Source organism: Kordiimonas pumila (genome assembly GCF_015240255.1).
GTDB classification, from domain to species: domain Bacteria; phylum Pseudomonadota; class Alphaproteobacteria; order Sphingomonadales; family Kordiimonadaceae; genus Kordiimonas; species Kordiimonas pumila.
Genome location: NZ_CP061205.1, coordinates 2532680 through 2553217 on the forward strand (window position 1 = coordinate 2532680; position 20538 = coordinate 2553217).

General features: G+C 44.8%; 21 protein-coding genes. 9 read left to right on the forward strand and 12 right to left on the reverse strand.

The features are described from left to right. Positions 1-52 precede the first annotated feature (52 nt). Both ICL80_RS11115 and ICL80_RS11120 read right to left on the reverse strand, forming a co-directional pair. Positions 53-502 (reverse strand): DNA polymerase III subunit chi, encoded by a 450-nt coding sequence (locus tag ICL80_RS11115; protein WP_194212243.1) that lies wholly within the window; start codon positions 500-502, stop codon positions 53-55. A 5-nt stretch (positions 503-507) separates the two neighbouring features. Next, the gene (locus tag ICL80_RS11120; protein ID WP_194212244.1) at positions 508-1977 is read right to left on the reverse strand and encodes a leucyl aminopeptidase; all 1470 of its coding nucleotides are present in this window, start codon (positions 1975-1977) and stop codon (positions 508-510) included. Positions 1978-2210: 233 nt separating this feature from the next. On the opposite strand from ICL80_RS11120, the gene ICL80_RS11125 reads away from it, so the two are divergent. The 4 genes from ICL80_RS11125 to rsmA all read left to right on the forward strand — a co-directional run bounded on the left by ICL80_RS11125 (position 2211) and on the right by rsmA (position 7680). Beyond that, positions 2211-4433 (forward strand): LPS-assembly protein LptD, encoded by a 2223-nt coding sequence (locus tag ICL80_RS11125; protein ID WP_194212246.1) that lies wholly within the window; start codon positions 2211-2213, stop codon positions 4431-4433. A 95-nt stretch (positions 4434-4528) separates the two neighbouring features. Beyond that, the gene (locus tag ICL80_RS11130; RefSeq protein ID WP_194212248.1) at positions 4529-5806 is read left to right on the forward strand and encodes a peptidylprolyl isomerase; all 1278 of its coding nucleotides are present in this window, start codon (positions 4529-4531) and stop codon (positions 5804-5806) included. A 9-nt stretch (positions 5807-5815) separates the two neighbouring features. Continuing rightward, positions 5816-6820: a 4-hydroxythreonine-4-phosphate dehydrogenase PdxA gene (pdxA, locus tag ICL80_RS11135; RefSeq protein WP_194212250.1), complete on the forward strand. Its 1005-nt coding sequence runs from the start codon at positions 5816-5818 to the stop codon at positions 6818-6820. After that, positions 6820-7680, forward strand: coding sequence for a 16S rRNA (adenine(1518)-N(6)/adenine(1519)-N(6))-dimethyltransferase RsmA (rsmA, locus tag ICL80_RS11140; protein ID WP_194212253.1), 861 nt, complete (start codon positions 6820-6822; stop codon positions 7678-7680). Before pdxA ends, rsmA begins: the two co-directional genes overlap by 1 nt. Positions 7681-7689: 9 nt before the next feature. Here rsmA and gmk read toward each other — a convergent pair whose 3' ends face one another. From gmk to fabD, 7 genes are all read right to left on the reverse strand, one after another. Further along, positions 7690-8343 carry a guanylate kinase gene (gene gmk / locus ICL80_RS11145; protein WP_194212254.1) on the reverse strand — a complete coding sequence of 218 codons (654 nt, stop codon included), beginning with the start codon at positions 8341-8343 and terminating at the stop codon, positions 7690-7692. A gap of 11 nt (positions 8344-8354) precedes the next feature. Next, entirely contained in the window at positions 8355-9242 is an 888-nt protein-coding gene (locus ICL80_RS11150) for a YicC/YloC family endoribonuclease (RefSeq protein WP_194212256.1), read from the reverse strand. An 81-nt stretch (positions 9243-9323) separates the two neighbouring features. Then, entirely contained in the window at positions 9324-10304 is a 981-nt protein-coding gene (mltG, locus tag ICL80_RS11155) for an endolytic transglycosylase MltG (RefSeq protein WP_194212259.1), read from the reverse strand. Between the two features lie 63 nt (positions 10305-10367). Further along, positions 10368-11639 carry a beta-ketoacyl-ACP synthase II gene (gene fabF / locus ICL80_RS11160; RefSeq protein WP_194212261.1) on the reverse strand — a complete coding sequence of 424 codons (1272 nt, stop codon included), beginning with the start codon at positions 11637-11639 and terminating at the stop codon, positions 10368-10370. Between the two features lie 120 nt (positions 11640-11759). Continuing rightward, on the reverse strand, positions 11760-11993 hold the full coding sequence (locus tag ICL80_RS11165; protein ID WP_194212262.1) for an acyl carrier protein: 234 nt from the start codon (positions 11991-11993) through the stop codon (positions 11760-11762). A 184-nt stretch (positions 11994-12177) separates the two neighbouring features. Beyond that, positions 12178-12915 (reverse strand): 3-oxoacyl-[acyl-carrier-protein] reductase, encoded by a 738-nt coding sequence (gene fabG / locus ICL80_RS11170; RefSeq protein ID WP_194212265.1) that lies wholly within the window; start codon positions 12913-12915, stop codon positions 12178-12180. Positions 12916-12929: 14 nt separating this feature from the next. Further along, positions 12930-13868 (reverse strand): ACP S-malonyltransferase, encoded by a 939-nt coding sequence (gene fabD, locus ICL80_RS11175; protein WP_194212267.1) that lies wholly within the window; start codon positions 13866-13868, stop codon positions 12930-12932. A 221-nt stretch (positions 13869-14089) separates the two neighbouring features. Between fabD and rpsF the strand changes: the two genes are divergently transcribed. The 4 genes from rpsF to ICL80_RS11195 all read left to right on the forward strand — a co-directional run bounded on the left by rpsF (position 14090) and on the right by ICL80_RS11195 (position 17043). Continuing rightward, a complete protein-coding gene (rpsF, locus tag ICL80_RS11180; protein ID WP_194212268.1) occupies positions 14090-14464 on the forward strand; it encodes a 30S ribosomal protein S6 in 375 nt (124 codons plus the stop codon). After that, positions 14464-14694, forward strand: coding sequence for a 30S ribosomal protein S18 (rpsR, locus tag ICL80_RS11185; RefSeq protein WP_194212270.1), 231 nt, complete (start codon positions 14464-14466; stop codon positions 14692-14694). Before rpsF ends, rpsR begins: the two co-directional genes overlap by 1 nt. Positions 14695-14716: 22 nt before the next feature. Further along, positions 14717-15322, forward strand: a complete 606-nt coding sequence (rplI, locus tag ICL80_RS11190) for a 50S ribosomal protein L9 (protein WP_194212272.1) — start codon at positions 14717-14719, stop codon at positions 15320-15322. 191 nt (positions 15323-15513) lie between these two features. Further along, a complete protein-coding gene (locus ICL80_RS11195) occupies positions 15514-17043 on the forward strand; it encodes a replicative DNA helicase (protein WP_194212274.1) in 1530 nt (509 codons plus the stop codon). Between the two features lie 57 nt (positions 17044-17100). Here the strand turns inward: ICL80_RS11195 and ICL80_RS11200 are convergent, their stop codons facing one another. From ICL80_RS11200 to ICL80_RS11210, 3 genes are read right to left on the reverse strand one after another with little or no spacing between them, the layout of a single operon-like run. Then, positions 17101-17439 (reverse strand): ferredoxin family 2Fe-2S iron-sulfur cluster binding protein, encoded by a 339-nt coding sequence (locus ICL80_RS11200; protein WP_194212276.1) that lies wholly within the window; start codon positions 17437-17439, stop codon positions 17101-17103. Next, entirely contained in the window at positions 17436-18590 is a 1155-nt protein-coding gene (locus tag ICL80_RS11205) for a cysteine desulfurase family protein (RefSeq protein WP_194212278.1), read from the reverse strand. The genes ICL80_RS11200 and ICL80_RS11205 overlap by 4 nt, the downstream gene beginning before the upstream one ends. An 8-nt stretch (positions 18591-18598) precedes the next feature. Next, on the reverse strand, positions 18599-19723 hold the full coding sequence (locus ICL80_RS11210; protein ID WP_194212280.1) for a cysteine desulfurase family protein: 1125 nt from the start codon (positions 19721-19723) through the stop codon (positions 18599-18601). A gap of 159 nt (positions 19724-19882) precedes the next feature. Here ICL80_RS11210 and ICL80_RS11215 point away from each other — a divergent pair, with 159 nt between their 5' ends. Next, entirely contained in the window at positions 19883-20527 is a 645-nt protein-coding gene (locus ICL80_RS11215; protein ID WP_194212282.1) for an alpha/beta hydrolase, read from the forward strand. The last annotated feature ends 11 nt before the right edge of the window (positions 20528-20538 follow it).

Genomic DNA, 20538 nt, shown 5'->3' on the forward strand with positions numbered 1-20538 from the left:
TAAAAGTGTAAAGAAACTGTAAGAGTTTTATAATTTGGGTGTAATGGCTGTACTAGGCTTTTTGTTCCCAGCCACCCGTTTCGCGTTGCTGCCAATATGACATGTCATAGCCTTGCTCTTTAAAAGCCTTCCATGCCGCCCGTGCTTTCATGACAATGCTTTCGTCGCGGCCATCAAACATATAGAGGCACTTTTCAAAGGTTGGTATTTTATCGCTTTCGACGGCATTCACCAGCAATTGAATAGTGGCATTATTCGGGTTTTCATCGTGTATAGAAATAAACACTGGCTGCTCAGATGGCCGCCTAGACTTATCAGTATCATGAGGAATAAAGCTTTTGGGGTCGTGCACCCAGAGGGCTGTATCAAGTGCAGCTACCGTTTCGGGTGTATCAGCCTTAATAATAGTTTTAGCACCAGTTGAGTATATTTTTTCCACAAGCTTGGGCAAAGCCTCTGTAAGGCTTTGCCGCTGCAAATGGTAAAAACGAATTTCAGGCAACAGCCCTACCCTTCATAATTGTCAGATACCAAGCGGTCTAATAACCGCACACCGTATCCAGTTGCACCTTTTTCAGCCAACGGCATATCTTTATCTGACCACACAGTACCTGCAATATCAATATGTACCCAAGGCACGTCATTGGTGAAGCGCTTCAGAAACTGCGCAGCCGTGATCGAGCCAGCACCTTTGCCACCAATATTTTTCATATCAGCGGTCTGGCAATTGATAAGTTTATCGTAATTTTCATGAAGCGGCATACGCCACACTTTATCACCAGTGAGCGAACCTGCGGCTGTTAGCTGTGCACACAAGGTATCATCACTACCAAAAATTCCGGCATGTTCGTGGCCTAGTGATACAATGATGGCGCCAGTAAGTGTTGCAAGATCAATAATAAAGGCAGGGTCAAACCTGTCTTGTGTGTACCAAATTGCATCGGCAAGAACCAAGCGCCCTTCAGCATCTGTATTCAAAATCTCAATTGTTTGGCCAGACATGCTCTTTACGACATCCCCCGGGCGTGAAGCATTCCCTGACGGCATATTTTCAACAAGACCAACAACAGCAACCACATTTGCTTTTGCTTTCCTGCCAGCAAGCGCCTTCATAAGGCCAACCACTGTACCAGCACCGCCCATGTCCCATTTCATTTGGTCCATACCTTCACCAGGCTTGAGCGAGATGCCGCCAGTATCAAATGTTACACCTTTACCCACAAAGGCGATTGGTTGCGCATCTGATTTGCCGCCGTTCCAGCGCATAACAACAAGTTGGCTTTCTTTTTCAGACCCCATGCCAACTGACAATAAAGATCCCATGCCGAGCTTTTCCATTTCAGCTTCGCCAAGCACCTCAACATCAACGCCCAGACTGCGAAGTTCTGTAATACGTTTTGCAAAACTCTCGGGGTAAAGAATATTCGCTGGCTCAGAAACAAGATCGCGGGTCAAAAATACGCCGTCTGCCACTTTTTGGCGTGCATTGAAGACATCTTTAGCTGCCCCGGCCTCTGATGTTCCAATAACAAGCTCTGCAAGGCTTGGCTTTTTAGCAGCAGGTTCCTTTGTACGGTATTTATCAAAGCGGTATGACCTAAGCAACGCCCCCTCTGCGATAGCTGCCGCATTAGCACCATCAAAGTCGGTAATAACAGTTGCTTTTATACTGCCTGACATAGCGAGTGTGGCGGTGATAGTGGCCCCTGCTTCAAGCCATTTCTGTTCCGTCAGGTCTTTAATACTCCCTATACCAACCAGTAACACGCGTTCTGCATCCAAGCCGTGTGGTGCAATGGTTTCAAGTGTTTGCCCTTCAGCCCCCGTAAAACGGGACGCTGCACGTGCCTTTGACAAGGCTCCAGAACAAACTTCATCGGCCTTTGCTGCAAGCCCTTTGAATGGCTGATCTTTTTCTACAAAAAACACGAGCGCACCGTTGCTCGGAAATTCAACTTTACTAAAGGAAACCTGCATTTTTACCTCACTTGTTTTAATATACACTGAATGTGCATTTTATCTTCACTTTGCATCCTGTGTTTAATGCCCTTATATGAAGTCTTTCGCAAGGCCTCGAGTAAAATATACTCATGAAGTTGTCACAATTTTACATGACACAGGCTTGATTTTCGTTATTAAACCTTATGGAGATTGCATGCTAGGTGCGCAGCAGTTATCTAGGTTTCTGTAATTGTGAGGATATAAATAGCGTGCAGATTAGACGGCATACAAAAAAAAGCCTTTTATTGGCAGCAACTGCGCTTTCATTTGTGCCTATTTCAGTATCAACTGTAATAGCACAGAATGATACTACTGTAGCTGATACAGAAGCGGGAAAAATACAATTTTCTGCTGACAATCTATCCTATGATCAGGAAACCTCTAATATTATAGCAACCGGCAACGTTCGGCTTGAAAAAGATGGTTTTATTCTTGAAGCGCAGGAAGTGCGCTATAATGAAAAAACCGGCGTTGCTGAGGCTATTGGCGCAGTAAAGCTATCTACACCTAACGGTGATATTTTATACGCACCACACATGATGGTAGATAATGCCTTAAAAGATGCCTTGATCGAAGATTTGCGTTTAATTTTAGCTGACGGAGCACAAGTACGTGCCGCAAAAGGTGTGCGGGATGATGCATCTGGCGTCATGTCGCTTGACCGTATTGTTTACAGTCCCTGCAAAGTTTGCGCTGATGGAAGTGGAAAAAAACCACTTTGGCAGATTCGCGCTGTAAAAGTGGTACACGATAAAGAAAAGCACCGGCTTATTTATGATGATGCTGTTCTTGAGGTGTTTGGGGTCCCTGTTTTCTGGACACCGTATTTTTCCCATCCAGACCCAACAGTTGATAAGGCAAGCGGCCTATTACCCCTTAATATTCAAACAACCAAAAACCTCGGGTTTTATGTTGGCCTGCCCTATTACTGGGTTATTGATGATAGTAAAGACCTGACGGTTACGCCGGTATTTACCACGAAAGAAGGCTTTGTTTTACAATCAGAATACAGACAACATCTGAGAAGTGGGAAATACAGTTTAGGCGGTAGTGTTACTTATACAGATGAACGTGATACCCTGAATATGTTAACGGGAGATCATGAGTTTCGGGGCCACGTTGAATCTGAAGGACAGTTTGGCCATGGCCCAAAATGGCGATCAACATACCAGCTTAACTGGGCATCTGATGACACATATCTACGAAGATATGATATCTCTGATGCCGATACACTAACCAGCGAATACAAGCTCGAAGGGTTTTTGGGCCAATCCTATTTTTCTGCCCGTACAATGGCTTTTCAAGGCTTAAGGAAAGAAGATATTGCAGGCTTAACAGCCTTTGCTTTGCCCCTTATTGATGCCGAATATGTACCTAATTACAAACCTTTTGGCGGGACGTTGAATTTTCGTGGTAATGCGCTTGCCCTTCACCGAACAGCTGGGCTTGATACCCAGCGCGTTTCTCTTTCTGCAAGCTGGGAACGCCGTTGGATAACACCAAAAGGCTTCATTGTTGATGCAAATGCCTTTGCCCGTAGTGATGCCTATAACCTGAATGATGCTGATAAACCCGATACTGAAGCCTTTGCAGGCACCTTTGGTAGTTCTGGTGGCAGCGACTGGCGAAACCTCGCCCGTCTAACCACATCAATAAGTTGGCCTCTTGTGAAATATTCAGGAAGTGGCACGCAAACACTTGAGCCTATTGTGGAAATAACCGTATCACCGCGTAAAGGTACACCAGATAATATTGTTAACGAAGATAGCCGCGCCTTTGAGCTGAATGCGCTCAATTTGTTTTCTGCTGATAGAACTTCCGGATTTGATCTATGGGAAGAAGGTAGTCGTATGACATACGGCATGCGCTGGCGCTATGAAGGCACTGACTTAACGACGGATATTCTGATTGGGCAAACATGGCGAATTACAGGCGAAGATGTAGTCCTCGCTGATGGTATTGGCTTAGAGGGTGACATTTCGAACCTTGTTGGCCGTACCACAGTTACCTATAAAAACTGGCTAGATGTTGAGCACCGCTACAGATTAAATGAAAAAACATTTGCGGCTCTGCGTAACGAAATAGATGTTACGCTGGGTGATGACACACGGTTTATACGCATTGGTTATCTGAAGTTAAACCGCGACCTTGATATTATTAACCGTGAAGACAGAGAAGAAATTCGAGCAAGCGCGTTTTACAAAATCAATCGGGAATGGAATTTAAACGGAACCTTTACTCGACGATTAAAGGGTGCTGTAATTGACGGAGTCGATGAAGGAAACGGCAATATTGAATATAGTTTTGGTGTTGGATACCAAAACGAATGTATTGAACTGGGTCTTAAACTAAGACGTACTTATACAGAAGATAGGGATATCGAACCGGGCACTTCAATCCTGTTCAGGCTTAAATTGATGAATTTAGGCTAGAGAAACATAAAGAAAGCCGCTACAACGCTATTCTTGATTTATTAGATTCTATTAATTGCAAGATTTCAATTGCTTAACATGCAGGCATTACAACAGTGATAAAAAAAGTAAAAACTTTGGCTCGCAGTGGCCTTATGGCAAGTTTCCTTTGTGTTGCGGCCGCTACCTCTGCCCTATCTCAGCAAGCGATTAACAGCATTGAAGTTCTTGTTAATGACCATCCTTTGTCTTCGTATGACATTAACCAGCGACTCAGATTGGTGATTGCTGTTTCTGGTGGTGTTAAATCAGAGCAGGAATTTTTAAAGGTCCGCGAACAAGTTATACGTTCAATGGTCGACGAGCAATTACAGCTTCAAGAAGCCTCAACGGTAGACCTGAAAGTTCCACAAGCTCAACTGGATGACTTTTTTGCACGACGGGCCCAGGGGCTTGGGCAAACACCAGAGCAATTGGAGCAAGCGCTCGCAAGTATTGGCTCTAGTAAACAGTCGATGCAAAAACAGATGGAAGCTGAGATTGCTTGGTCCCAGCTTGTTGAAGGTCGCCTTGGTGCTTTTGTCTCTGTTTCTGAAGAAGAAGTACAGGCCAGAATCCAAAAGATATTTGATAATAGAGGCAAATTTGAATACCGCCTTGCTGAAATTGTTCTTGATGTAAATTCGCCAGAACAGGAAGCAAGCGTTAAAGCCAACGCAGAACAATTGGTTGAACGCATTAAAGCAGGGGCATCATTTCCAGATGTGGCACAGCAATTATCGTCCTCTCCTACTGCAGCAGTTGGTGGTGACCTTGGGTGGTTAACCGTTGATTCCCTTGATGAAAAATATGCAAAATTTGCTGAAAACATTCCTGTTGGTGATGTTTCCGCACCTATCAGAACAGCAGGCGGCTTTGCTATACTTGCCCTTCGTGATCGACGTAGAATTCTAGTGGCGGACCCTCTAGATACCCAAGTTGCTTTACGCCAAGTGTTTTTAACAGCTGATGCCGTTGAAGATACAGTGCGCGCTGCCAAATTCGAAGCGGCAACAAAAGATATGCACAAAACCCCTGTACAGTGTGAGGCATTACCTCAAGTTGTTGAAGAAGCCGACGCTAACGGCCCCCTTGATATTGGCGTTCTCCGCTTCAGAGACTTACAGGGTCCTATCCGCACTGCAGTTGAAAGCCTCGACATTAATGAAGCCAGCGAGCTTCTAAAAATGGAAGACGGTTGGCGTGTGCTAGTGGTCTGTGACAAGCAGGAACCCCAAGTGCAAGAACCAAACTTTGATATTGTTCATAACCAGATTGAACAACAGCGCCTTGCTATGATGGGACGTCGTTATTTACGTGACCTTAGGCGTGATGCGATTGTTGATTACCGTTAAAGTAATGCAATGTTAAGCCATGCACCACAGAAACCGCTTGCTATTACAATGGGTGAGCCTGCGGGTGTTGGCCCAGAACTAATCACTAGATTATGGCGTGCTAGAAATGAGCACGACCTTCCTCCTTTCGTTTGCTGTGGCGCTGTAGATGCTCTTAAGGTTTATGCGCCTGATATTCCATATGAACTTGTGACAGATGTATCATCGGTTCCTTTGGTGTTTTCTAGTGCACTCCCGGTTTTTGATATTTCTTTGCAAGAGCCAGTTCAGCCTGGCACCCCCTCACCTTCAAATGGTAAGGCTGTTATAGCTGCTATTGATGCAGCCGTTGCTATGGTGCTTTCTGGTAAGGTATCAGGAATTGTTACCGCACCTATACATAAAGCTGTCCTCTATAATTGCGGGTTTGATGCACCAGGGCATACAGAATATCTTGCCCGACTGTGCGGCATGACAGACGATAGCTCTGTGATGATGCTGGCTGCCCAAAACCTCAGAGTTGTACCTGTTACAGTGCACATAGCTTTAAAGGATGTACCTCGGGCGTTAACGGCAGATAAAATTGTTCATGTAGGCATGGTTACAGCGCATGATTTAAAAAACCGCTTCGGCATTTCCAACCCACGCATTGCTATTGCTGCCCTCAACCCACATGCAGGTGAAGATGGCGCAATGGGTATTGAGGAAGCCACCCATATACAGCCGGCGGTATGGGCTCTAAGGGATCAAGGTATTAACGTTTCAAAGCCATTACCCGCAGATACGCTCTTTCATACAGATGCCAGAATAAACTATGATGCTGTGCTGTGCATGTACCATGATCAAGCCTTAATTCCCTTAAAAACCATAGACTTCTGGGGCGGTGTTAATATAACACTTGGATTGCCGATCATAAGAACTTCGCCTGACCATGGTACAGCATTACCCCTCGCAGGCAAAAATACAGCACGTCATGATAGCATGCTGGCCGCTATTAAAATGGCGGCTGATATGTATGAAAAACAGGCACGCTAATGTCATCAGAACTCCCTCCCCTCCGCGAGGTTATTACAAACTATGAGCTGCGCGCTAAAAAGTCGTTCGGCCAAAATTTTTTGCTAGACCTTAACCTAACATCAAAAATTGCACGAGTGCCTGGCGATATATCGGACAGCATTATTTATGAGGTTGGCCCCGGCCCTGGAGGCTTAACACGAGGCCTTCTCGCGAGCGGTGCCAAGCATGTAGTTGCTGTTGAAATGGATACACGCTGCATCCCTGCACTTGCAGATATTTCAAATCATTATAATGATCGCTTAACTATCCAACAGGGCGATGCACTTGATATGGATGAGCCGGCATTATTAGGGCTTGTTGAAGGCGATGTTGCGCGAATTGTCTCTAACTTACCGTATAACGTTGGAACGATGCTTCTTGTGAAATGGCTTACACTTGAAAAGTGGAAACCCTGGTATAGTTCGCTTACCCTTATGTTTCAGCGTGAGGTTGCTGAGCGTATAGTTGCGAAACCGGGGTCTAAGGCTTATGGGCGTCTGTCTGTGCTCGCACAGTGGCGTGGGAAGGTAAAGTTAGCTCTTACTGTTCCTGCTGCTGCTTTCACGCCTCCACCAAAGGTAAATAGCGCTGTTATTCACTTTGAGCCTACAGAGCCTATTGATGCTTCTGTCAAACTAAAACATTTGGAATATGTTGTTGCAAAGGCATTTGGGCAAAGGCGCAAGATGTTGCGAGCAAGCTTAAAAGGCATGGGTGTTGATGCTCTTATACTGCTCGAAACCGCAGGGTTAAACCCTACTGATAGGGCAGAAACACTCTCTGTTGCAGACTTTGTTTGTTTAGCTAAATGTTACGGCCAAATGCTTGGCGGGGATTAATACCCTAGCCTATTCCTTACTGCGTTCTTCCATCAACTTCCTAACGAAAATCGACATGCCAGGCCTACGTTCACGTCTATAGCGCTCTGCCCGAACTATAGCTTTTAGGTCTTCATAGGTTTTTTCAAGATTATCATTAACGAGAACATAATCATATTCAGCCCAATGGCTAATTTCGCTTTCCGCTTTTGCCATGCGTTTACGGACAGTTTCATCGCTATCTTGCCCACGCGTTCTGAGACGCTTTTCAAGCGCGGAAATACTTGGTGGTAATATAAAAATACGCACAAGGTCAATTGCTCGCGAGCTGGACATGAGTTGCTGTGTTCCTTGCCAGTCGATGTCAAAAATAACATCTTTACCAGTCTGTAAAGCTTCTAAAACTGGTCCACGCGGAGTACCGTATCTATTATCAAACACAACAGCGTGCTCAAGCAATTCATCAGTTTCTATCATCTCGTGAAAGCGCTCATGAGAAACAAAGTAATAATCTTGCCCATTAACTTCCCCAGGCCGAGCCGGGCGGGTTGTAGCAGAAATAGACATAACAACATCTGTATCATCCGCGAGCAACCGTCTGGTCAGCGTGGTTTTTCCTGCACCTGACGGAGAGGACATGACTAACATAAGGCCCCTGCGGGTATTTATATCTTTTTCAGCCATTCAACCCTCTATCACTCAATATTCTGAACCTGTTCACGAAATTGATCTATCACTGTTTTTAGCTCTATACCAATCTTAGTAAGGTTTGTATCCCCTGATTTTGAACAAAGAGTGTTTGCCTCCCGGTTAAACTCCTGACACAAAAAATCAAGGCGTCTTCCTACAGGGTTGCCAGAAGAAATCAACTTTTCAGTTTCAAGAATATGGCTATCAAGCCTATCAAGTTCTTCTTGGATATCCGCCTTAACAGCTATGATTGCTAACTCCTGAGCCAATCTTTCTTCAGTTATAGAAGTGTCCGCTTGTGTAAGCTTGTTTAATTGTGTTTTGAAGCGGGCATACATTGTTTCTAATCTATCCCCTGTCAATTGGCGCGCAGCCTGTGCCAAACTTGCTATTTCATCAAGCTGAGACCGTAAAACAGCTTCCATGCGCTCACCTTCATCAGCCCTGTTAGCCAGTAGGTCGCTAATCGCTAGCTTTAAGTCTTTGCTTAACGCTTTTTCAAGGCTAGATCTGGTGTCGTCTGTTAAATCACGCCCAACAAGATCAACCACTCCTTTAATGGCGAGAAGGCCATCAAGTCTGGCTTTGTCCAAACCTTTACTGTCTGCATATTTTTCTGCTAACAAAAGCAAAGATTGAAGCCTGCCTTCATTAATGACAAAAGATTCGTCACCTTCTTCAGATTCAACACTCAAAGAAACAAAAACAGAGCCACGGGTTAAAGCCGATGAAAGCTGTTTTTTTATGGTGATATCAAACCCATCCAGAAAGTTAGGGATTCTGGCCCTGATATCCAAGCCTTTATTATTGACTGTTTTAAGTTCCCAGTTCCAGCGATAGCCTTCACCGGCACCTGAACTACGAGAAAAACCTGTCATGCTATTTAAGGGCATATATATTCCAAAATACTGATTGAAGGTGATGGCAAACTATACTGGCTAAGACTACATTTAAAAGGGAAATAACCGTTAACGTTATTGTGCTGCTCTCATCTGCCGCCAACGCGTCACATTATTATTGTGTTCATCAAGCGTTATGGAAAAAGCATGCCCTCCTGTGCCATCAGCTACAAAATAAAGGTATGGCACGTTTGCAGGATTCAATGTCGCTAAAATTGCATCTTTCCCGGGGTTGGTAATAGGGCCTTTGGGTAACCCTGCTATCCTATATGTATTGTAGTCTGTCATTCCCTTAAGATCATTACGCGTTAGCCCTCGCCCTAAAGGTAGGCCTTTGGTGAGGCCATATATAACTGTAGGGTCAGACTGCAGGCGCATGCCTTTACGAAGCCGATTGACAAATACAGCCGCAACTAATGCTCGTTCATTGCCAACACCTGTTTCTTTTTCAACGATAGAAGCAAGTATTATTGCTTTACCCGGGTCCTCAATTGGTAACCCTGATTGTCTTTCTGCCCATGCTTTAGACAAAAAATCTCTCAGGTTACGCTGCATGCGATGAACAAGCGTCATTGCGCTTTCACCCCGGTTGTAGAAGTATGTTTCCGGTAAAATCGTACCTTCAGGAGGAAGGCTGAAATCCTTCGTATCCAACCCAAAAGAGTTTTCAAGAATAAGTTTAAGTTCTGCTGAGGATGTACCTTCCGGGATAGAAACACGACGCAGAAAAACCTGCCCTTTGACTATTTTATGCAGAGTATTTTTAAGGGGCATTTTCGGTAATATTTCATATTCGCCCGCTTTTAAACTTCTTTCATAACCCAAGCTTGAGGCAGCCAATGACAAGTGCCAGTGCCTGCGAACAATGCCCTGCTTTTTAGCTTTATAAGCAACCCGTAAAACACCGTCACCTGGTTCAACATATAGATATTGAGTTGTTTCAACTACGCTTGGAAGTGATAAAATATGCAGAAACAGCCCGGTGAAAAGCGCTGCAATAAGCACTGTATAACCAGCAACCAACAAGCCCACCAAATAAAAACGGTTCTGCTTCATATCTGTAGCTTACTAACATCAGATATAATGCGGAACCGTTCTATATAGTTTTGGCAGAGAAACTTAGTCTCCGTTGTATTCACGCATCACCAATGAAGCATTCGTGCCACCGAATCCAAACGAATTTGACAACGCAGCCTTCACTTTTCTCTCTTGTGCCTCATGCGCAACAAGGTCAATACCAACACAGCTTGCAGACGGGTTATCAAGATTAAGGGTTGGGGGAACCACGCCCTCATTAATTGCTTTGATGCAGAAAATTGCCTCCACAGCACCAGCTGCCCCCAAAAGGTGGCCAATAGCAGATTTTGTTGATGACATGGCAACGTTGCCTGCGTGATCACCCAATAACCTTTTAACCGCACCAAACTCAATCTCATCACCAAGCGGCGTAGATGTGCCGTGCGCATTGATGTAATCCAACGTTTCAACACCAAAGCCAGCGCGTTTCAATGCGGCTGACATAGCGCGGTAACCACCATTACCGTCTGGTGCTGGTGCCGTTACGTGATATCCATCACCAGACATGCCATAACCAACAATCTCAGCATATATCTTGGCGCCACGTTTCTTGGCATGCTCAAGTTCTTCAAGAACAACAACGCCTGAACCTTCACCCATCACAAAGCCGTCCCGGCCTTCATCCCAAGGGCGAGACCCTGCTGCTGGATTATCATTGTATTTAGTTGACAAAGCACGGGCTTGACTAAACCCAGCCATACCTATTTCACAAATAGAAGCTTCGGTTCCGCCTGCCACCATGACATCAGCGTCATCAAGCATAATAAGCCGAGCAGCATCACCAATGGCATGCGCACCGGTTGAACAAGCTGTTACTGGCGCATGATTTGGGCCTTTAAAGCCATATTTAATAGAAACGTTACCAGAAGCTAAATTAATAATAGAGCCTGCAATAAAATGAGGGCTTACTTTTCTCACACCGCGTTCATGAAGGATGATTGAAGTATCAGCAATCCATTTAAGGCCGCCGATACCTGCACCAATCATTACACCTGTTCGCAAGCACTCTTCTTCACTCGGTTCTTCCCAGCCAGAATCCTTGACGGCCTGCATGGCAGCAGCCATACCAAAAAGAATGAAATTATCTACGCGGCGCTGATCCTTTGGGGCCATCCAGTCATCAGGATTAAACGTGCCACCTGTACCGTCGCCAAGTTTTACCTCACATGCAATTTTGCATGGGTACTCAGTTGGGTCAAAAAGAGTTATGGTGCCTGCACCAGAGCGACCCTCAATAAGCTGTTTCCAGGTGGTATCAAGGCTGCTTCCCAGCGGTGAAACCATTCCCATTCCTGTTACGACTACACGTCTCATGACCATTTCCTTGCTATTACCGATCAGCCCCAGACCGACAGAAAATAAAAGAGATAATTAAAAAGGGCAACAACCTAACCAAATGGTTCGGCAGTTGCCCTTATGAATAGCAGAATCTGCTTAGGAATTCGCGCTAATAAAATCGATCGCATCCTTAACGGTCTGAATTTTTTCAGCCGCATCGTCTGGAATCTCAATACCGAATTCTTCTTCAAACGCCATTACAAGCTCGACGGTGTCAAGGCTGTCTGCGCCAAGGTCATCAATAAAACTAGCAGTGTCGGTGACTTTATCTTCGTCAACGCCTAAGTGCTCGACTACAATTTTTTTCACCTTGTCGGCAATATCGCTCATTGCTCAGTTCCTCGTTCTTAACACTGATATAATGGGTTTGTTCAACATTAAACTCCCCCGTTGTACGGCCTTAAGGATCGTTAAATCCTTAAACCGCGCCGCATCGTTGGTGCTCGTAACACAGTTTCCCAGCTTTGAGAAGCCTGAGTTACTTAAATATGGCATTAGTTATGATTACGTATCTCTAAATCATGGCCATCCCACCATTCACATGCAAGGTCTGGCCTGTAACATAACCAGCTTCTGGGCTTGCTAAATATAAGACAGCTGCAGCAATGTCTTCTGGCGAGCCCAAGTCACCCGATGGAATATTTCTTGTAATAGACGCTTTTTGATCGTCTGTCAGTACATCAGTCATTGGTGTTGCAATAAATCCTGGCGCAACACAGTTTACAGTGATGCCACGAGTGGCAACTTCCTGTGCAAAGGACTTGGACATACCAATCATTCCAGCCTTTGAAGCGCAGTAATTTGCCTGCCCCGGGTTCCCTGTAACCCCAACAACAGATGTTATATTGATAATACGGCCCCAGCGAGACTTCATCATGCCACGCATAGAAGCTTTCATAAGGCGAAAAGCTGATTCGAGATTAACCTGCATAACACTATCCCAGTCATCATCCTTCATGCGCATGGCAAGGTTATCTTTGGTTATGCCTGCATTATTAACAAGTATATCAATGCCTCCCATTGCATCAGCGGCAGCTTTAGCAAGGTCATCAACACTTGAACGATCTGAAAGATTAGCTGTCAAAACATGAACCCGGTTACCAAGCTTGCTTGCAAGTTCTTGCAGCTTTTCTGATCGCGTACCTGATATGGCAACTTCTGCGCCAGCCGCATGGAGAGTAGTTGCAATAGCAGCCCCTATACCACCTGTAGCACCAGTTACCAGTGCTTTCTTACCTGTTAGATTAAACATGAAATTCCCCGATTTTATATGCTTTTTACAAAAGCTTCAATATCAGCAGGTTCCTGAATATTGAAAGTTTCAAGTGACTTATCAATACGGCGCACAAGGCCTGTTAGCACTTTACCTGCACCAACCTCTACAGTTGATGTTACGCCGAGAGAGGCCATGGAGGCGACTGATTCTCGCCACCGGACAGAGCCTGTTACTTGTTCAACTAGTAAAGTCTTAATGCCATCTGGTTCACTAATAGGAGCAGCTAATACATTCGCAATAACAGGCAGAACAGGCCGTTCTACTTTAATATCAGCTAGTGCGCTTTTCATCTCATCAGCAGCTGGTTTCATTAAAGGACAATGAAACGGTGCGGATACAGGTAACAACATGCCACGTTTTGCCCCCTTTTCTTTAGCAATTTCAATAGCACGCTCAACAGCTGCTAAATGTCCAGAAATTACAATTTGCCCGTCAGCATTATCATTAGCAGCGACCACTACCTGCCCTTGAGCTGCAGCTTCAACAACTTCCTTTATAGCATCCATGCTAAGGCCAAGAAGGGCAGCCATAGCACCCTCACCCACTGGAACGGCACGCTGCATGGCTTGACCACGTAACTTTAAAAGGCGTGCAGTATCCGCAATAGAGAAAGCACCAGCGGCGGCAAGTGCAGAGTATTCCCCGAGGGAATGACCCGCAACATGGCTTGCTATATCAGCAACCTTCAGACCGCCAGCCTCAAGAACTCTTATAACAGCAAGGGAAACAGCCATTAAGGCAGGTTGAGCATTTTCTGTCAGACGCAAATCATCTTCTGAACCCTCCCACATGATCTTTGAAAGATTTTGCGAAAGTGCATCGTTAATTTCCTCAAATACCAGCTTTGCGGCATTCTCTGCATCAGCAAGAGATTTGCCCATGCCTACAAACTGGCTACCTTGCCCAGGAAAAATGAGTGCGCGGGTCATATTTATCCTCCGATTCACGTCAAAATATTATCGGCATCTGACACAGGAGCATAGTTGATAGCAAGTATTTATACGAATTTGTTTTTGAAAGCCCACTTTTCCTTGCTTTTGGGCATTCATGACGCTATAGAGGCCCGTCCTGACGCGTCAGGCACTTTCGGAAGAGAGCTGGAGGCTATGGTCATGGGGACTATAGCGCGATCAGCATACAGGAGCAAAACATGGCTTTATATGAGCATGTTTTCATTGCAAGGCAAGATATTAGCACCTCGCAAGTGGAAGCCATTACTGCCGATTTTTCCAAAATCATTGAGGAAAATGACGGTAAAGTCGCTAAAAACGAATATTGGGGCCTTAAAAACCTCGCTTATAAAATCAAGAAAAACCGTAAAGGCCATTATGTGCTTTTGAATCTCGATGCACCACATGCTGCAGTTTCAGAAATGGAACGTCAAGCACGTCTGCACGAAGATGTAATTCGGTTTATGACAATTCGCGTTGATGAGTTTGAGGAAGGCCAATCGGTTGTTCTTCGCTCAAAAGCAGATAAAGACCGTCGCCCACCACGCGGTGACAAGAGAGAGGAGCGTTACTAATGGCTGCTCGTCGTCCTTTTTTCCGTCGTCGTAAAACATGCCCGTTTACTGGCGAAGGTGCACAAGTAATTGATTATAAAGACGTAAAATTGCTGCAGAAGTATGTTTCTGAGCGCGGTAAGATCGTTCCTAGCCGTATTACAGCTGTATCTGCAAAGAAACAGCGCGAATTGGCTAAAGCGATTAAACGTGCACGGAATATCGCTTTACTGCCGTTTATCGTTCAATAGTCGCACACAGAGGAGACATAAAATGGAAGTCATCCTACTTGAACGCGTTGAAAAACTCGGCCAGATGGGCGCTGTTGTTAAAGTAAAAGACGGTTTTGCCCGTAACTACCTTCTGCCTCAGAAAAAAGCTTTGCGTGCTACTGCATCAAACAAAGCCGCTTTTGAAGCTCAGCGTGCATACCTTGAAACTGAGAACCTGAAACGTAAAGATGAAGCTTCAGCAGTTGCTGCACAAATGACCGATATTAAGGTTATTATGGTTCGTGCTGCTGGTGAAAGCGGTCAGCTTTATGGCTCGGTTACAAGCCGCGACATTGCTGATGCAGTTACTGAAGCTGGTGTTAAGATTGCCCGTAGCCTTGTTGTTATGGATCGCGCAATCAAAACTATCGGTTTGCACGATGTAGTTATTCGTTTGCACCCTGAAGTTGCACAAACAGTTGTTGTTAACATTGCCCGCTCTGTTGATGAAGCTGAAACGCAATTTAAAACAGGCTCAGCTGTTGTTGCTGATGACCGGTTTGAATCAGACTTCGAAAGCACTTTCGATCAAGATGATGATCTGGAAGATGAAGTTCTTGACGCTTCAGAAGCTGAAGCGTCTGAAGAGGAAAAGTCTGAAGAATAGATTTCTCTCTTATCGTTCTTTAAAAGGCGGCTTTTTTAGCCGCCTTTTTATTTACCGTTTTCAAAAGTTATCCCCAGAGTTATCCCCTTGTGGATAAAATAACGGGCATAAGTTTATTTGCCAGTTGTATAGCCGGGCATATGTTTAGTATGCCATAGGTATAAGATATAAATCTCAGGGAAAGTAACTTCATGTCACTTAGAAACAGTCCAATTATTGCTAATGACGATGAGGCCTCTCCAAAATACCGGCAACCCCCGCATAACCTTGAGGCTGAGCAAGCCTTACTTGGCTCTATACTGGTAAACAATGAAGCCGCACAAAAGGTTCAGGGCTTTTTAGGCCCTGAGCATTTTTTCGAGCCGGTTCACGGCAGAATATACGAATCTGTTCTCAAACTGCTGGATAAAAACCAGATTGCTGATCCGGTTAAATTAAAACCATATTTTGAAAATGACGAAGCCCTTACTGATGTTGGTGGCGCCCAGTATCTTGTAAGGCTTGCCGCCTCCGCAGCGACCATCATTAACGCTGAAGACTATGGTCGAACGATTTATGACCTATCAATTCGCAGGTCTCTTATTCATATCGGCGAAGATATGGTTAATAACGCTTATGATTCTCCAATTGATGAGGAAGCATCTGATCAAATTTCAGACGCAGAAAAACAATTATTTGATCTTGCTGAACTTGGGCAAGCAGAGACTGGTGCACAGCCCTTTTCTCGCGCTCTTAGAGTAGCCGTTGAAAATATTGAAAATGCTTACAAAGACCCTGACAGTTTATCTGGTATTACGACAGGCCTTACCAAACTTAATGATAAAATTGGAGGGCTTCATAACAGTGACCTTGTGATACTTGCAGGCCGTCCGGCTATGGGTAAAACAGCTTTAGCTACAAATATCGCCTTTAATGCCGCAGAGCGATACTCTCAGGACCGAATGTCCGGCGTGGACTTAGAAAGATCTAAAGGCGCTGTTGTTTGCTTTTTTAGCCTTGAGATGTCCGCCGATCAGCTTGCTGCGCGTATTCTCTCTGATATTGCCAATCGGTTTTATGATGGCCATAACCCTATTCAATCTCACGCCATGCGTCAGGGCAAGTTAACACAAGATCAATTTGAAGCAATTGCTAGAGCGGCAATTACTCTTGAAGATGTACCTTTGTTTATTGATGATACACCAGCCCTGACAATAGCTAGCCTTAGAACCCGCGCACGGCGGCTTAAGCGCCAACACAATCTAGGGCTTATCGTGGTCGATTACTTACAGCTTCTACGTGGTAGTAACAAAGCAGGTGGCTCAGAAAATCGTGTACAAGAAATTTCAGAAATTACGCGTGGTCTTAAAGGGTTAGCAAAGGAACTTCATATTCCAGTAATAGCTTTATCGCAGCTTAGCCGTACCGTTGAATCGCGCGAAAATAAACGCCCCATGCTTTCTGATCTTCGCGAATCTGGCTCTATTGAGCAAGATGCTGATATGGTGATGTTTGTCTTTAGGGAAGAATATTACAAAGAAAAAGATCAACCATCTGAAAGCGATCAAGTGAAGCATGCAGAATGGCAAGCGCAGATGTCTGCACTCTATGGGAAGGCCGAACTAATAATTGGCAAACAAAGACACGGTCCCGTGGGTACTATTCAGTTAGCGTTTGAAAAAGAATTTACACGCTTCTCTGATTTAGCGGATGAGGATCATCTTCCAGAGCGATTTGAATAAGGCCGTATTTTTGGCGCTTAACACATCGGAGAGCTGCGTTAGCGGTTTATCATGAGTTTAAAACCCAATCATATTTCTGCTTTCCTTAGGCAGAATTAACTTCATACCGTCAAGCTCTGATGTCACAAGTAATTGGCACCCTAGCCTTGATGTGGCCCTGAGCCCACTTGCGAGATCAAGCATTTCTTCTTCCTCATCGCTAGCTTCAGGAAGCAGGTCATAAAACTCTTTATCAACAATAACATGACATGTTGAGCAAGCCATATTGCCTTCACAGGCACCTTCAATTTCAAGGCCATTTTCTTGTGCTATTTGCAAGATGGAAGCCCCACATTCTGCTGTAACTTCAACCTCATTACCGTCGTGTTTAATAAAATAAAGCCGCACAAGCGTCATAAGCGAATGCCCCCTGCTTCATGAACAGCTTTAATAATTATATCTGCAGCTCTATCAAGTTCAATACGAGTAGTAAAGCGCCCTATTCCAATGCGTAGTGAGGATTGGGCCTCAGCTTCCGTTTTCCCTATCGCCTGCAAAACATACGAAGGCCCAGATACAGCTGAAGCACATGCAGCACCACTAGACAGCGCTATTCCCCTAATTGAGCTTAGTAAAATTGAACCGTCTATACCGGGAAATGTTAGATTTAAATTGCCTTGCCACCGTGCCAAGGCATCACCGTTGAGGATAAGCCCGGGCAAAGCATTAAAGAGCATATCTTTAAAGCGTCCCATTTTTGTAGCTGTTCTACCAATTTCCTGAACCATTTCATCTGATGCTATATCAGCCGCTTTACCAAGCCCTACCGCAAGAGCAGGCGCTACTGTACCAGACCTATAGCCATATTCTTGTCCGCCACCAGACATTTGAGGGATAAGGGCAGTTTGACGACCGTTACGTTTATAAAGGGCACCAATTCCTTTTGGGCCATATATTTTATGGCCAGAAATACTCATGAAATCAATATTCATAGAATTAACATCAAGAGGAATTTTGCCAAAAGCCTGTGCTGCATCGCAGTGAAACAGCACCCCCTTTGCGTGTGCAATTCTGCCTATTTCAGCAATAGGCTGGATAACGCCAATTTCATTATTAACAGCCATAACCGAAACCAGCGCCGTTTTATCAGTGAGTGAACCGCGCAATTGGTCTAAATCTATTAATCCATTGGGTTTTACCGGGAGCACGGTTAACTCAAGCCCTTTTGCGGCACAGTATTTTGCTGCTTCAAGTACGCACTTATGCTCTGTTGCAACAGTCACCAAATGGGGTTTCTTTTGCCCCCAAGCCTCCATCACACCTTTAATAGCAAGATTATTGGCCTCGGTTGCCCCCGATAAAAATATAATTTCATCATGGCCAGCACCGATTAAGGTCGCAATGTTTTCACGAGCTAGTTCAATGGCTGCTTCTGTTTCCCAGCCATAAGCATGTGTACTTGAATGCGGATTGCCAAATTTTTCTTGAAAGAAAGGCATCATTGACGAAAGAACACGTTCGTCAAGCGGTGTCGTGGCCTGATAATCAAGATAGATAGCTTGTGTCATAAACTCTATTATCCGCGCGAATTATGTGTTCGGTTATAAATTGTATGCCATGCATTAGCAAACGCAACTATATCATCGTTACTTGTCTGGTACCCAAGCGATACCCTGATGGATGAAGTCGCCGTTGTATCATCATACCCCATTGCAGATAAAACATGGGATACTTTTACTTTGCCAGATGAGCATGCGGACCCTGAAGAAACGCATATACTAGCCAAATCAAAATGCATCACCTGTGTTTCCCCCTTGACACCCGGCATAAGTAAACAACTGGTATTAGGCAAGCGTTCACTTGATAAGGCTGCAACAGAAGATTCGCCTGAAATAGCTATTATTTTACGCTCCAGCGTATCACGCAGTTGCTGTAAGCGCATCATATCAGCCAAGCCAACTAAAGCATCAATCGCGGCTACCCCAAAACCTGCAATACCTGCAACATTTTCGGTGCCAGACCTGCGCCCAAGCTCCTGTCCGCCACCAACAACAAGGGGCATTAAGGGGGCTGTTGGTTTTAAAACAATAGCCGCAACACCTTGTGGCCCACCAATTTTATGGCCCGAGAGCGTTATATAATCTGCCCCCAGCGAGGTTTGGTCTATCGGAACCTTACCAGCTCCTTGAATAGCATCAGTATGCAGCCTTGCGCCATATTTTTGCACTATTTCTGCAATTTCACTAATCGGCTGAAGCACCCCGGTTTCGTTATTAGCAAGCATTACTGAAACAAGCGCTGGTCTAAGGGCTATTTTCAGGTTCTGCTCGAGGCTTATTAAATCAACAACTCCGGTTTTGGATGTTTTTATCATATGAACTGGCAAGCCAGACTTACGGACAGCCGCCAAAGTGCTGTCATGCTCGATAGATGAAACGACAAGTGAAGCTGCACCTGACCCCATAATGACAGTGTTATTTGCCTCCGTGCCACTTGCGGTAAATACAATATCCCGTGGCCGTGCACCGACAAGTGCTGCAATTTTTGATCTGGCTTCTTCCACTTCAGCACGTGCACCACGCCCAGCAGCATGAACAGAAGATGGGTTACCCACCACTGCCATTGTGGAGGCAACCTTTTCAATCACGCTGGTGCGAATCGGCGATGTCGCGTTATAATCAAGATAGTGTTTATATTTCATAATGGCTGGCATAGGCCCATTTTTGGGTACATTCAATTCTAATTTGCATATGATGGTCGAGTTTACTTGCGGTTTGCTGTTAAAATTCTATATATCACTTCACACTACGGCTTTACTGCTGTTTTAACATTTAACATCTAGTACCGAAAAAGATTTCTTATGCCCGAAATTATTTTCAACGGACCAGCCGGTCGACTTGAAGGCCGATACCAGCCTGGTAAAACAGACACGTCTCCCGTGGCGCTTATTTTACATCCGCACCCACAATATGGTGGGACAATGGATAATAAGGTCACATATTACCTTTACCATGCTTTTGCGCATCGTGGTTTTGCAACGCTTCGGATAAACTTTCGCGGCGTTGGTAGAAGTCAGGGTGAATATGATGCAGGTATTGGTGAACTTTCCGATGCTGCTTCTGCTCTTGACTGGCTTCAGTCGATGAACCCAAATGCAACAGGGTCGTGGATTGCAGGTTTTTCATTTGGTGCGTGGATTGGTATGCAGCTTTTAATGCGCCGTCCAGAGATCAAAGGCTTCATTTCAGTTGCTCCACCAGCAAACCAGTATGATTTCTCTTTTCTGGCACCCTGCCCGTCCTCTGGACTCATTGTGCAAGCAGACGCTGATGATTTGGTGACGCCTATTTCGATTCATAAGCTAGTCGAAAAATTAAAAATGCAAAAAGGCATTACCATTCATCATGACATAATCAAAAATGCTAACCACTTTTTTGAAACCGAACTGAACGCAATGATGGCATCAGTTAACGCATACCTAAATATGCGATTGAGTGGTGAATAATCATCACTCAA